Source organism: Hymenobacter volaticus (genome assembly GCF_022921055.1).
GTDB classification, from domain to species: Bacteria; Bacteroidota; Bacteroidia; order Cytophagales; family Hymenobacteraceae; genus Hymenobacter; species Hymenobacter volaticus.
On record NZ_CP095063.1, the window covers coordinates 165,087 to 178,631 of the forward strand.

Sequence of the window (13,545 nt, forward strand, 5' to 3'; positions counted from 1 at the left end):
ACTTTCCTGTCTACTGGTTTACTTGGTCGTTTGCGGTGCCTTGTTTGTGCTGGCGGTATTCGTGATTTGGCTTTTTGTCGTCGCGTCCCGTAAGGGAGCCATGTGCGAAGTCACAACCGCGCTAGTTTCTACACTTCTACTTTTTATCGTTTTGGCTAGGTTGGTTTTCTACTTCGTCTGACGTCCTTCCTTTCTGCCCTCGATTTTGAGGTTCCCGTTTGCTACGCTTCGGTAGCGGCACGCAAAGGCAGGCAATAAAGAAACTGGGACCCATTGAGAAGAACGTAGCTCCACACTAATCGTGCCTGCCTCGCTACTCTTTCTGCGCAATACATACTGCATTTTCCTTCACTGTCTATAAAAAAAGCGCCCTTCGACAGAATCGAAGGGCGCTTGCTTATAAAATAGGCTCCTTTAATGGGCTACGAGCAGACGCACTACCTCACGCTGGCCATTAACCGTCAACTGGCACTGATACACGCCAGGCAACAAGCTAGAGCCGGCCAGCGGCAGTGTGTACTGTTGCCCTTTGCGGACGGCGCCCTGATAAAGCCGGGCCACCTCTTGGCCGAGTTGATTATAAACTCGCACCTGCCCTTCGCCATCCAAGTGTGGGCGGAAACTGACCGTCGCCTGCGCCGCCATCGGGTTGGGATAGACGGACAACTCCTGCACGTTGCGGCCTGTAGCCGCCCGCGTTGCCGCCACGAGCGGAGCCGCTGCCTCGGGCGTTTGAACATAATGAATCGTGGCGTAATCGGAGCCCGTATTAAGGCCCAGCGAGTTCCCCGTTACATACACTTCGCCAGCACTCGTGACCACTAGATCAGTCGCCTGGTCGGCGCCATTGCCGGGGCCGTTGTAGCGGGTGTCCCACACAGGTTGCCCCGTCGCCGCGGCGTACTTAACGGTGGCATAATCCGTACTCGTACTACCGGTAACATACACATTGCCTGATCCATCCACGGCCATCCGCGACACTTGGGTTATCGTCGACTCACTGTTACGAGCCACCCACAACGTGCTGCCGCTGGCCGTATACTTGATGGTCGCCGAACCACCCGCCACAGACACATTGCCGAGCGCATCTACGGCAATATCGGTCGCTATATCATTACTGCCACTGCCTCCATTGTAGTAGTTCACCCAGCTTTGCTCGCCCGTTGGGGAATACTTTACCGTCATGTAATCGATATCAACAGGAAAGGTCGTAACGATGCCGGAGCCCGTCACATAAACATTGCCACTGGCGTCCACGGCGATGCCCGAAGGCTGTTGGTCACGGAAGCCAAGGGGCCCGGTGAAGATAGAGACCCACTGCTGCTCCCCCCCTGACGAGTACTTCAGAGTTGCGTAATCCCAATTATTCTGGGGGTTATTGAGGATGCCGGTCACGTAGACGTTACCCGTAGCATCGACTGCCATATCGACCACCGCGTTGCCACGCGTAAAACCGCTCCCGCGGTAGCGGGTGTCCCAGAGTTGCTGGCCCGTAGCGTCCTCGTATTTGAGCGTCACATATTGATTACCACTAACTAAATAAAGCGTGTTGCCCGAAACATATACGTTGCCCGCCGCATCCAAACCAATCCCCGCCGCCTCATAGCCACTCTCCGCGGCCGTGGTAGTCGCTTCCCAGAGTTGCTGGCCGCTAGCAGCATACTTGCGGGTCGTGCCGGCGCCGGTCACATAGACGTTGCCCGCTGCACTGACCACAAGATGAGAACCTCCCGGAGCCGTCCAGAGTTGCTGCCCGTTGGCCGAGTACTTGACGGTTCGGTTGCCGGTCACGTACACATTGCCGGCTGCGTCTACAGCCAGGTCTCTCACCTGATCCTCTGTAATCGGCCCCGTATACCGTGCCTGCCACAGCGGTTGGCCGGTGGCCGCAGTATACTTGAACGTGGCGTAGTCAACACTGCTGCCTACTGCGACCGAGGAGCCTGTGACGGCCACGTTGCCGGCCGCATCGACAGCTAAGCTCGTGGCGGTGGCATCCCCGGCAGTTGACTCCGGAGCTTGGGCTTGCCACAACGGTTGCCCGGTAGCACCGGCGTACTTGAGCGTGGCGTAGTCACTTCTGCCGCTCGCGTTGAAGGAGCGCCCCGTCACGGCCACGTTACCGGCACCATCTACCACGACATCCCGCGCCTCGTCGTAGCTGCCGGCGGCGCCATTGTACGCTTGCGCCCACGTCTGCTGTCCGGTCATAGCAGCATACTTAATTGTGACATAGTCCCAGTTACTGTTGCCCGTATCCGCGTAACCCGTCACGGCTACGTTGCCGGCCGCGTCCAGGGCAACGCCAGTGGCCTCATCGTAGCTGTTGCCTGCGCCGTTATAGCGCGCTTGCCATACCGGCTGTCCGTTAGTGGTATACTTCACTGTGGCATAGTCGTAGCTAGTGTCTCCTTCACTGGTACCCGTGACGGCCACATTGCCGGCGGCATCCACCGCCAGCTCGCGCACCAAGTCGTAGCCCTTGCGGGGGCCGTTGTAACGGGCGCTCCACAATTGGCGCCCAGTCGTCGCATCGACCTTAATGGTGGCGTAGTCACTGTCGGTGCTCTCGTAGGAAGTGCCCGTTACGTACACGTTGCCCACCCCGTCTAGCGCCAACCCCGCCGCTACATCCGTGTTGGCTGGACCGCTGTAGCGGCTTTCCCACTGAAGCTGGCCGCCCGCCGAGTACTTGACGGTAGCGTAGTAACAACCGCTGCTGCCCTCCCCGTAGGCCGTGCCCGTCACATACACGTTGCCGACAGCATCTACGGCCAGGCTCGAGGCCAGCTCTTGGCTGCTTGGCATCGAGCCCGCGGCTCCCCCAGTGTACCGGCTGGCCCAAAGCTGTTGGCCGCTGACTCCGTCATACTTAACCGTGGCGTAGTCGTATAGGGTGGCGCTAGTACCGTACGAGTAGCCTGTTACGTAGACATTGCCGATTCGGTCCACCGTTAGACCCACCGCCACATCATCGCCGCCGGTGGGCCCGTTGTAGCGCACCTGCCAGAGCTGCTGCCCGGTAGGCGAGTATTTCACCGTGGCGTAGTCATAGCGGCTGGTGTTGCTGAAAGAGTAGCCGGTCACGTAGACATTGCCGGTGGCATCTGTTGCCACGGCCGTCGCTCCATCATATCCGTTACCATTGCTGTTATCGAAGCGCGCCACCCATTGTTCACTAACGGAGCCGCTGGCAAGGGCGCGAGCCCTAGTAACTGATTCGTTTCGACGGACTACCGGGCGAGTGGGCCTTAGGGGCATGGCGCGGGCAAGCGTGCCATTCGTAGTCGGCAAAGCATGGCGCAACGCGGGTGCTCCAACGGGCAGTTGAGGCTGCGGGAGTTGCGAAAGAGACGGCTGGGCCTTGCTGGTAGAAAAGGGTAGGCGCGACTGCGCCTGCGCAACGGGCACATAGAAGAGTAAGCCGGCTGCCAACGGCAGCCAACGTGTAAATGTTTGTTTCATAGACGATGGAAAATAGGGAACAACAAAATGCCAGCAGTGGCTGCCAGTAAGCAGAAACGAAGCAATGATGCAACACTCTCAACTGCTACTTGCGCCGTTACCACTACCAATCAGCCACTGATTCCGGGATAAGAAACACAAAATACCCATTAAAAACAGGATTTATCATAGTATAAAGTCAAGTTCGAGCGACGAAGCTGTCTTCTAACAACAGGTTGAAATGAGCAGGCACAGTTAATACCACCTGAAGTTGTAGGTACATGTTCAGACAGACAAAGAACACAAATAAGGCCAACTTCCAGCTTCTTACCTTTTGCTCTTTTAGAGGTTAAAAGACTTGTTTTTGTGGCCTGTGTATAGCGCAGAACTCGCTAATTCTTGAGCATCTGGCGCAGCTGCTTTTGCATGGCCTTTTGCACTTGCCCTCCATGCTCCGCTTTCCACTGCGTAAGAATGTTATGCACCACATCGGGAACCGAGGTGCCATTCCCCAAGATCATTCCGATTTGCTGAAAATACTGATGCATAGCGGGCGTTATGCGGAACATCACCGTCTTCTTGTCCTTGGTAGGAACGAAGAGGGATTTCACATCAAGGCTAGCTTGGGCAGCGAGTACGGGCTGAGGAACTGGCTCCTCATCCTGCTGCGTCTGCTCAGCAACCGCATCGTCATCTGTTTCCATTTCTGCTGCTTCGGCCGCCTCGGCCAGTGGGGCTACTTCCATTGTAGGCTGCGTGTTGGCAACTGGCGGCAGAGGTTTCTCTTTTCCCTCTACCCCTCCCCTACCGCTGGCCGCGGGCTTGGTTGCCGGCAATTGATCGGCTATCAATGGCCCTGTTGCGGTGGTGACGCGGGCAGCTGCCGGTGCCGCAGCCGGTGCCATGGGTACAGCGTCCGTAGTTGGTGGGGAAGGCGGAGTACTTGACGGCAGGGCAGGTTCGCCCACAGAAGGTTGGGCGGCGTTGGGTGTGAGCCGAATTGGGGACACGTCGCCCATCATCGCGGCGAGTTCGGCGGCTTGTTCTTCCGGAGTTTTACCTTTTTTCTTAGCAGGCAGTTTGGCCATGTCGCTGTGGAATTACGAGTTAGTGATTGGCAATTAAAAGCAGGAAACTAATTGGACTCCGTAGCTCAGTTAACCGACGAATCAGGTGCGGAGTCAACGGCGTTTTCTGACGCGGAAAAGTTAATCGTGAGCCCGGAAGGCGTAACCGCTCCTGGCCCTAGTACCAGAGATAAAACTTCCATAAAGAGCTGGCCCATCCCCAACCGGTTCAGTTCTTTTTCCGGAAGCGGAAACATAGTGGAACGGTTCTCTTTGTAGGTGATTAGATTCTCTACCCGGCTCTGAAGCATAGGAAGGCCATTTTCCTGGAAAAGCTCTTCAGTTTTGTCGTAGATAGTTTTTCGCTCGGCCTTGAGATACTTGTTCCAAAATGCATAGTAGCCAACCAGGTTGGAATCAGGGTCACTCTGCTGCGTGAAGGCCGGCAGTAAACCCATAAAAGCCATGGTAGAAGCAATCGAACCTTTATCGGGCTCTACGGGCAGAAAGATGTAATCAATTAAACGCAGCAAATCAGGCAAGCCTATTACATTGACCGTACCAGGCGTATCAATCAAAATAAAGTCATAATCCTGCTCAAACAGAGCCGTGATAGATGAAGTGGATTCTTGTACGCTTGATATGTAAACCGGATAGGGCCTCCTCCCCTGCTTGAGTAATCGCTGGCGAAAACCTTCTTCGTTTTGCACGCGCGTTTGTTCATCTATTCGGTAAGCGTGCAGTGAGTGTTGGGGGTGGTCGCAATCCATCACGGCCACCTTGTAGCCATAGAGGTAGCAAAGAGCCGAGGCTAAATGAGTGGTGATAGTTGACTTGCCTGCCCCTCCTTTCTGATTAGCAAAAGCAATGATGTTAGGTTGGTTCATTCCGTGGGCCGTGGTTAACAATGATCATATCTTTGCATCAATGATACATAGCATCTTTAATACTTCAATAAGTTGATACAATATTCTTATGACTCATTGATGCTTTAATACGTTGTTGTCTCAACACATTGCACCAGTATATTTATGTATCATTGATATATTGTTATCATGACGCATCGTATTAAAGTTTTATAGCTTTAATGATACAAAGTACTTCATCATCAATATATCTATGGTAGTTTGAATGTTTGTGTCTATGTATCTTTATATCATAGACACATAAATATTACTACACAGTGATACTATGTATAATTGATACTTTGATACATTGTATTTACAATACTTTGTATCATTGTTGTTCTCCTTGAATGTATTAAAGTATCTATGTGTGAATGTATTAATGTATTAATGTATCAATGATACAGTGATATTGTTTATCGCTGTATTGCTGTAACGCTTTAGATTACGATACAATGCATCCTATATATTATGTACCAAAGCTTGTAAGATACATTGCATCAAAAAACATTTAGTAAAAGGATGATTACAGAAGAAATTCTAATCGTTTATGATACAATGTATCTATGTGTCATTGATGTACTCATCTTAGGTCCAAATATGTTAATAGGTAATGCATAATCGATAGCACTTTTAATACGATGTATCTTTGATACATCGTATTAATAATACATAAAAATATAGCCCACATACTTTCATCTCTTACTATTTACCAAGGCTATTTAATATAACAACATTGTATCGAAGATGTTTTGATACATAGATACTAAGTATCTTCAATACCTTGCATTTTAAATAAGCTAAATACCTTTTTTATGTTAATTCATCACTATATCAATGTTTTACATAATTATTCCAGCGAATTATTTTTTTACTTGCTGCATGCACGAGATGATTCTTAGCACAGATTCAAGATTACTCTTAGATAAATTCATTAAGCGTTTGCTAAAGAAATAATTCTTTAGAATAAGGCCTTACTTCTATTTGCAAGTGGCTTCTTGCTTTTAACTATTCCTATACATGGTGCAAAATATCTCTTAGTAAATTAGATAATTTTGCCAGCACCTCAGGGATTGATACTTGTGCAAATCATTCTGAAAAAAGGAGCTTTAGAAAAATAAACAGCTTACGGACATAAAGAATATCAGTTCATTTACATGATAGTGAATGAGGGCCTCTGTCAAGGAAAGTACCATTACTGAAGGTCGCTTTCAGGTAATATAAACAGAAATTGACTTGCATCTACTTGTGCAAGCAACGCAAATAGAAAGGCTTTTAGCAACTGAGGGGTTAAGCTAATCCAGGCTCTATCTATTGTCCGAAGCAGCCTGTTATGATTACTAAAATTACCACATACTCCAGCGTTAAAGGGGCCCTTACTCATAGAGCAAGTGAAGTTAAGATAAGAAGAAGGACACTACGAAACTGCTCTTTTAAGCATGTATGACTTTATTCTTCTTAGCTCGAAATATGGTTTGAAAGACGCAAGCAGCAGCTGATTTAGGTGAGAAAATAGAAATCAGAGTGGTGTAGTTTTTTTCACGAAAAGCCAAATAGGCAGTTATTCCTCAATGAAAATAGCCACTTTGCAACTGTATTGCAAGCTGATTAATGCGCAACTACAGCGTGATCATATCGTGATTTTGAACATCAGATAAGCAACTTGTTCACCTGCAACCTCTCTGAACTGAGTGCCTATTGATGATTGTATTGCCTTAATAATGGACATAATTTTACTGTCAAAATATTATTACTCCTTAGCAAATGAGCTAAGCGTTAGGTATGCAACCGCCACCCGAACGACGAAGTCGAGTCAATGATTTAAATCTTGCTTGAGACGCTACTTGATGGCAGATGCAACTGGTTTGCAGCAGACCTTAGCGCTTAACAGAGGGGAGAAGTTGAATTGTTTTTAGGCAATTTGAAAAGGAGAGCATCACCGTTTGCTTTTTTCACGTCAACAGAAGCGCTCTATAAAGAATAAGTTTTACACTAACGGGCGGCATTTAGAGGCCACGAAGTAGGTTATAAAGTCACACAGTTGCGCAAAAGTGTTTGTGGTGCGCCAAGCCCAGTTAACTCATTAACTAACTCCAGAACTAAGCCTCAGCTCCAAGATTGTCAATTTGAATAGGGTAGGGGAGGACTCGAACAACCCTGGCCCGGTCAGAACAAAGTAGGGAAGGGTTTGATGTCCACGGGCCAACCCAACCAACGAAGTTCACAGTAGCCGACCTTCCCCAAAAAGTACTGGTGTCCTTGGGGTTATCGGTAAACCAGCTGGCCACAATTGGTTAACTTTAAAAATGGCGAAAAAAAAGACTTTTTGGCCCTGAAAGTAGGAGAGAAGAGCGCCTTCAAGCAAATGAAATTCGATGCCAAGCTGCTTCTCTGCCAGGAAGCCAATGGGTAGGCCACCCTGCTAATTGAATTAACGAAGCACTAATTTACCGTTCCTCATCAGATGCGAGGCCACATTTTCACGGTCGAGTAATGCCACTGCCAGGCAACGGAAAGCATGGCAGGGTAGTACATGGCCTTACAGACACCCAGGCAATTCCTATAATGACTACGTCGGGGTTGATAAGGCAATGAACAAAATAGTGCCCAAAAACAAAGTGCAATTCAAGGACACGATTGCTGGGGTTAACTATTATCAGGATCAAAGTCATGATCTGTGCGAAAGTAAAGCGGTGCATTTAGCGCAGACTAAGCATTCCCGCGGCGGTAAGCCCTTCGATTGAATTGTGCACATCTAAGCGGCTAAGGCTGGAGTGGAAGTGAAGCCAGAAGCGTACGAACTAACGCAATTGCTTCTGCTATAACACGCGTCCACTGCAAACCAATGCAGTTAGTGTGGGGCATAGGATACGGAGCCGCGGCCATGAGAGTGAGAATAGAACTCAACCTCGCACTCGATCAAATGGAGGAGCGCGTCGAGTTCTCAAATTGCATGCTCACTACGGCTACGCGCTCCAAAAAAGCGACGTCTACACTAAGGAAGATGGCACGTGTTCGAGCGCCAGGATAATAGATCGTGTCAGAGGCAGGGGAAGAGACTGGTGGCACTTCAGCAGTTAGCACTAGCGGGACGAGGGCTGCGTCGCAGATTCAATGCAGAACCAAGTGAGTACAGTCCACCTCGCCGGCATCGAGCAGCTACCCAGCTGCAGTTTATGGCAGAGCGTAAAAGCCCACTGCCAAACTTATTTGAACTTGCTCGCAGCCGTGCGGTATTTGAGTACGCGGCTGTTGGCAGGATTTGCCAACGAATTGAATTTGCTGAAACTAGCTCAGGAGCACGCACTTGCTGATCGTCGAAGTTCGTGTTCCCAACTTGGCCACCGTGCAGGTCATAAGCCAGCAGCTTAAAGGCGTAAACGGTAAATTCACCACGTAGTATCAGTGGGAAAACGGCATTTCAGCTGTTCGATATTTCCCAACTCAGTGCGGTTGTAGGCTCACTAGTCAAGCAATTACGCGACGTGGCCCGCTTGCAGGAGCTAAGCACTTTTCGGGGGTTACGCAAGCCGAGTTGCGTGCTTGACAAACGAAATTTAACCAAAATCCCGGCTCTAGTGAGACAAGTTACGCGCTCTGAAAGCCAGTTTGGCGGTGCAAGAGTTGCATTAAGCCACACGAATTTTGTGAACGCTGCGGTCACTACAACCGTGCAAGGGCAGCAAAAGCCAAAGCCATCGGCTCCAGAAGGATGCAAGCGTAGCCCCGACTGTAATTCTGGTACCGGGAAAACAATCAGACTTTATTTTCTTGTTGCCTGAGAGTTGTTGGTCTTTGCTTTTAACCCACTGTATAAACGAGAAAACGTTTTATCGGTGGGCACGCTATACTACGGAATTTTATGTACGTACACGAATCGGCTATCTTCTCGCTTAACCGTCAAACAAAGAAAACAACCAGCTTGAATACAAGGAACATTTCACTGATGTACTTAAATTCATACTTTGTTTGACTGAAATATATAGCTGATTTACAGACGTATAATGCTTACTTGAGGTAGATTTGAGATAGGTTTAAATAGGAGACTGTTACCTCTGAGATAGGAAGCCGTTACCTTTTGAGATAATCTTCAAGTAGGAGAGAGTTACCTCTGAGATAATTTTAAACAGGAAGCCGTTACCTCTGAGATAACATTAAGTAGGAGGCCGTTACCTTCCTGAGATAGTTTTCAAATCGGAAGCCGTTACCTTTTGAGATAACTTTTTATCTCACAGTTAATCCCAAAAACCCTTGAGTCTCATTCCAACTTTATTTATTAAAATTATTAATATATTAAGGGCTGTATAACACATTGTAAATCAGTTTTCTATAAGCACTAAATAGGAGCCCGTTACCCTTGAGATAAGAGTCCGTTACCTCTGAGATAGGAAGCCGTTACCTCTGAGATAGGAGCCCGTTACCCTTGAGATAAGAGTCCGTTACCTCTGAGATAGGAAGCCGTTACCTCTGAGATAGGAGAAGAGATAATTTTTATTACTATCTAATATTTATACCTTAGCTTTTGGTTACGTCCCTCAACCTATGGCTAAAAATCAATATCCAGGTACAACCTTTGAAAAGACCCGCAACCGCTGGAAAGCGCAAGTGCGCATCAACGGCAAAACGAAGAGCGTGGGTTACTTTAACACCCAGCCCGAAGCCTACGCCGCTGTACTGGCCGCCAAGCGGGACATGGCCCCAGCCGTCGAGGCCGAGCAGCTACTGCAATCGGATAGTGATACGTATCGCTTAGAAATCCAGGACAGCCGTCGCACGACCACTGTAGCTCAAAGCAACGTGTTGATCGAGCATCCCTGGGCCATGACTCTACTCGAGGCTCGCATCTTCGTGCTCTTGCTGCGGGGGCTACGGCGCGATGAGGCCGACAGCAAGCGCATCATCATTCCTCTGTCGGACCTGGTGGGCGACCAACCCATCGGTGGGCGTGGTTATCAATACCTGCACGTGGCTATGGATGGACTCGACGCCATTCGCATTGACCTGCCTATGCCCAACCGTAAGAAAGACTATCACAAGGTGCCGTTGGTGCACTCCTTGAAGTTGGATAGCGGCCAGGGTACCATCTCCGGCTACTTCTCTAACGATGTGATTCCCTATCTCACCAACCTAACCGAAAACTTCACCCTCGGGCAGGTGGCTGATTTGCTGAGCATCAAGAGCCCCAACACCCACAAGTTCTACTGGATTATGCAGATGTGGAAATTCAAGAGCCCGCACACGGTCGACGTTGACACGTTGCGGGAACTGACTACGGGCGAGGCCTATCCGCAGTTTGCTGATTACCGCAAGTACGTGTTGAAACCGTCGTTAGAAGAATTGAATACGCTCAACTTCGATATTTCCTACACCGAAAAGAAGAAGGGGCGCAGCGTGAACTCCATTGAGTTCCACATCAACTACAACGGCCCTAGCAAACTACAGCCCAAGCAACTCCAACTCCAACTAGGGGAAACCACACTCCCCACGCCAGTTCCCGAACAGCTTCAGCCGGTAGTAGCCGGCGCCCCCTCGACTTTCGCAGCCGCGTAGCCGGGCGTATGCGCAAGTTCAAACTCGAAGACTACCAGATCGAGCGTATACTTTCGCTCACCGAACCCGAGCTGCAAAAGCTGATGAAAGACACGCATCAGCTCCTGAAAGAGTACGAGGCGGGTGCCAAGGTCTTCGACAATATTGCCGCCACGGCCATGAGCAAAATCAACAGCTTGTTTCCCCGGCTTTACCCCAAGGCCAAGGCGGGAGCTTAACTGGCAGCCACAGCAGGTGCTCGCCTATTACCGCGTATGCATGATCTTAACCAACCACTTATAAGACTGGGGTTCTACCAAACGGCATACAGATTCCAGCTGATGTGCATCAAGATGGGCACCCACAGCGAGCGGGTATAGTGCCGGGCCAAACCTAACAGCAAGCCAAACCCAAAGATGATGGCAATTACAATGCTGGTATAGTCGATGTGCAGCAATGACCAGCCCGCAGCCGTTGCCGCGACTACTACGCCTACTGGTAAGCCCGCGGCTCGCAGGCGCGAGAAGATGGCCCCACGTACAACTAATTCCTCGGCGATGGGACCGAGTACGGCCACGCCCAGAACCCGGGCCAGGGAAACCCACAGCGGCTGCGCTTGCCAGGGAATGAAGTTGAACGGCCCACGCCAAGGCAACAAGAAATCGGTGAGCAGCATCCAACTTAGCGCCAGGATCAGCCACAACAGCAAAGGCCGTAGCGGCGGCCGAACCAAGGCTAAGTCCTGCGTGGGAGAGAGGCCGCGCACTCGGCTGAGCACGAGCGTAACGGCAATGGCTGCTAAGGGCAAAAGCACTTTCGCGGCCGGGTTGCTTAAGGTAAGAATGCTGGTAGGCACGGACATAGGGTAGGGAACAACGAGTAGAGAAGTAGACCAGCAACTTGTAATCAAGTTGCATGGCAACTCGCAGTCAAATCCCCCGTCCACTTCCTACTTTGTTACCCTACTAGGAATTTGAGTGGCAGCTGTTTTAACCAAGCTGTACTTCTCTATTCTGCGCCCCTTGATGGCTAGGGAGCTTGCCGCAACCAGGTCCCGGCGGCCAGCTCATCGTCGAAAATATGGTAGACTAGTGTTCCCTCTCGCGCATCCTGCATAACCAAGTTCGATGACAGGCGGGCAAACACGTCGTGGGGTAGCAAGACAGCCGCCAGGGTTTGCTGTCGACGACTTGTGAGTGGGCTCATCCACGCCTCGCGAATCCAGGTCTGCTCTTGATCTGTGAAAGGGGCCATTGCTCGCTGGTCGGTCAGCACCTTGTGCCAGCCGCGGCGCTGCAGCAAATGACCTAAGTGCGTGAGCAGGGCTTGAAATTCAGTGAAGACCCGTTTGCCGGGTTTGTATTGCACGATGGCATACCCGTTGGCATGCTCACTGAGCCGGCCCACTGGGTTTTCAAAATACACCGTATGCGTAGTAAGCGGCATAAAAGCAAGAAGAACGCTACAGCCCTAGCAGGCGAGCAGTTACTAGACTACAAAAGTAAGGTAAGAAGTCAAGGAGAAGGCAAAGGTCGCGTTAAAGAGAGTGTCCGACAAGCTCATCGTTAAGGTAGGCATCGCGAAAGCCGGTGCTACCCACCGCTACACTGCAACGGATGTGCGTCGTTTTCGGCGCCAGCGGTACCAGTCAAAAGCGGTAGCAAAGTAGCCGTTCGATAAAAGCAAGGGCAAGTAGGCGCTACGACGCAGCCGACTGCGCTCGGATAAGCGAGCTAGGCGAGGACTCATACAGGGAGAGAAGAGGTGTGTATAGGCTGAGCTACCAACCATTGTAGCCCGCTAGGTTAGGATAAAGGAGCAGGAAAAGCGCCGGGATGTACGCACCCGCTTTTCAACTAGATTGCCTTCAGCAACTGAAAGCAGAAGAGTCGGCTAGTTTCTCTCTATGCGCTACTAGCTACACCATGTAGTAAATGTGGGATTATGTTCTTTCGCCAAGTCGAACCTTACTTGACGTGTATAGCCTACGCCGGGGTTGAAGCACCTCCGTTCATCGTGACGGAGAAGCGAATACAAAAGGAGAGTGAAGTGCTCGGCGAAACTTATCTCCGAGGGTTATTCTTACTTGGTTTGCCCGGACGCGGTCTGCCCCGCTAGACAAGCTTCTGTGGTTGTTAGCCACTGCCGAGCGCGAGCCATATGCTGGGCACCATATTCGATACTTCCAAACACAAAGTCCACGCCGCAGCCTACTTCCCGTTCGCAGGAACGGGTTTGTTCTATTTGCTGCAGCACGGAGGCCAGGTAGCAGCAGTCCACTTTATCAGGAGCAGGAAAATAGCTAGTTAGCACCTCGGGCACAGCCGAGGGGGCGATGCTAACGAACTCGTACGCTAGCCACTCAGCAAAACCGGGGGTATAAGGGGGCTGTTGCAAAGCCTTGGTTTGCCTGGCCCCCATGCTAAGAAGAGCTGCCTGCTGCCGTTGCTCGAGAGTTTGTGGACGCTCCATGAGGACTGGGTTAAGAGAACTGACATACAACCAACCCCTGCCAGCCAGAGCAAGGCTTGTTGGCCGCGGTAGGGGCTGGTGGCACAAAAATACTGTGGCTCGGTGCCTGTGCTGCAGCTAATTGAAAG

9 protein-coding genes are annotated in these 13,545 nt (G+C 50.4%); 2 read left to right on the forward strand and 7 right to left on the reverse strand.

Features of this window, described 5'->3' with window-relative positions:
* Positions 1–414: 414 nt before the first annotated feature.
* The 3 genes from MUN86_RS25110 to MUN86_RS25120 form a co-directional block, all read right to left on the reverse strand.
* On the reverse strand, positions 415–3,465 hold the full coding sequence (locus MUN86_RS25110) for an SBBP repeat-containing protein (RefSeq protein ID WP_245126285.1): 3,051 nt from the start codon (positions 3,463–3,465) through the stop codon (positions 415–417).
* Positions 3,466–3,836: 371 nt separating this feature from the next.
* The gene (locus MUN86_RS25115) at positions 3,837–4,532 is read right to left on the reverse strand and encodes a hypothetical protein (RefSeq protein WP_245126287.1); all 696 of its coding nucleotides are present in this window, start codon (positions 4,530–4,532) and stop codon (positions 3,837–3,839) included.
* 65 nt (positions 4,533–4,597) lie between these two features.
* Entirely contained in the window at positions 4,598–5,398 is an 801-nt protein-coding gene (locus tag MUN86_RS25120; protein ID WP_245126289.1) for a ParA family protein, read from the reverse strand.
* Positions 5,399–9,958: 4,560 nt separating this feature from the next.
* On the opposite strand from MUN86_RS25120, the gene MUN86_RS25125 reads away from it, so the two are divergent.
* Positions 9,959–10,966, forward strand: a complete 1,008-nt coding sequence (locus MUN86_RS25125; protein ID WP_245126291.1) for a RepB family plasmid replication initiator protein — start codon at positions 9,959–9,961, stop codon at positions 10,964–10,966.
* Between the two features lie 8 nt (positions 10,967–10,974).
* On the forward strand, positions 10,975–11,184 hold the full coding sequence (locus tag MUN86_RS25130) for a hypothetical protein (protein ID WP_245126293.1): 210 nt from the start codon (positions 10,975–10,977) through the stop codon (positions 11,182–11,184).
* Between the two features lie 74 nt (positions 11,185–11,258).
* Here the strand turns inward: MUN86_RS25130 and MUN86_RS25135 are convergent, their stop codons facing one another.
* The 4 genes from MUN86_RS25135 to MUN86_RS25150 form a co-directional block, all read right to left on the reverse strand.
* Complete coding sequence (locus tag MUN86_RS25135; protein ID WP_245126295.1) at positions 11,259–11,807, reverse strand: CPBP family intramembrane glutamic endopeptidase; 549 nt, start codon at positions 11,805–11,807, stop codon at positions 11,259–11,261.
* Positions 11,808–11,974: 167 nt separating this feature from the next.
* On the reverse strand, positions 11,975–12,391 hold the full coding sequence (locus MUN86_RS25140) for a hypothetical protein (RefSeq protein ID WP_245126297.1): 417 nt from the start codon (positions 12,389–12,391) through the stop codon (positions 11,975–11,977).
* 156 nt (positions 12,392–12,547) lie between these two features.
* The gene (locus MUN86_RS25145) at positions 12,548–12,694 is read right to left on the reverse strand and encodes a hypothetical protein (RefSeq protein WP_245126299.1); all 147 of its coding nucleotides are present in this window, start codon (positions 12,692–12,694) and stop codon (positions 12,548–12,550) included.
* A 333-nt stretch (positions 12,695–13,027) separates the two neighbouring features.
* Complete coding sequence (locus MUN86_RS25150; protein WP_245126300.1) at positions 13,028–13,417, reverse strand: hypothetical protein; 390 nt, start codon at positions 13,415–13,417, stop codon at positions 13,028–13,030.
* Positions 13,418–13,545 lie beyond the last annotated feature (128 nt).

Coding starts and splice junctions, on each gene's coding strand:
- MUN86_RS25115 (WP_245126287.1), bottom strand. CDS start 4,532: ATGGCCAAACTGCCTGCTAAGAAAAAAGGTAAAACTCCGGAAGAACAA.
- MUN86_RS25135 (WP_245126295.1), bottom strand. CDS start 11,807: ATGTCCGTGCCTACCAGCATTCTTACCTTAAGCAACCCGGCCGCGAAA.
- MUN86_RS25130 (WP_245126293.1), top strand. CDS start 10,975: ATGCGCAAGTTCAAACTCGAAGACTACCAGATCGAGCGTATACTTTCG.
- MUN86_RS25150 (WP_245126300.1), bottom strand. CDS start 13,417: ATGGAGCGTCCACAAACTCTCGAGCAACGGCAGCAGGCAGCTCTTCTT.
- MUN86_RS25120 (WP_245126289.1), bottom strand. CDS start 5,398: ATGAACCAACCTAACATCATTGCTTTTGCTAATCAGAAAGGAGGGGCA.
- MUN86_RS25145 (WP_245126299.1), bottom strand. CDS start 12,694: ATGAGTCCTCGCCTAGCTCGCTTATCCGAGCGCAGTCGGCTGCGTCGT.
- MUN86_RS25125 (WP_245126291.1), top strand. CDS start 9,959: ATGGCTAAAAATCAATATCCAGGTACAACCTTTGAAAAGACCCGCAAC.
- MUN86_RS25110 (WP_245126285.1), bottom strand. CDS start 3,465: ATGAAACAAACATTTACACGTTGGCTGCCGTTGGCAGCCGGCTTACTC.
- MUN86_RS25140 (WP_245126297.1), bottom strand. CDS start 12,391: ATGCCGCTTACTACGCATACGGTGTATTTTGAAAACCCAGTGGGCCGG.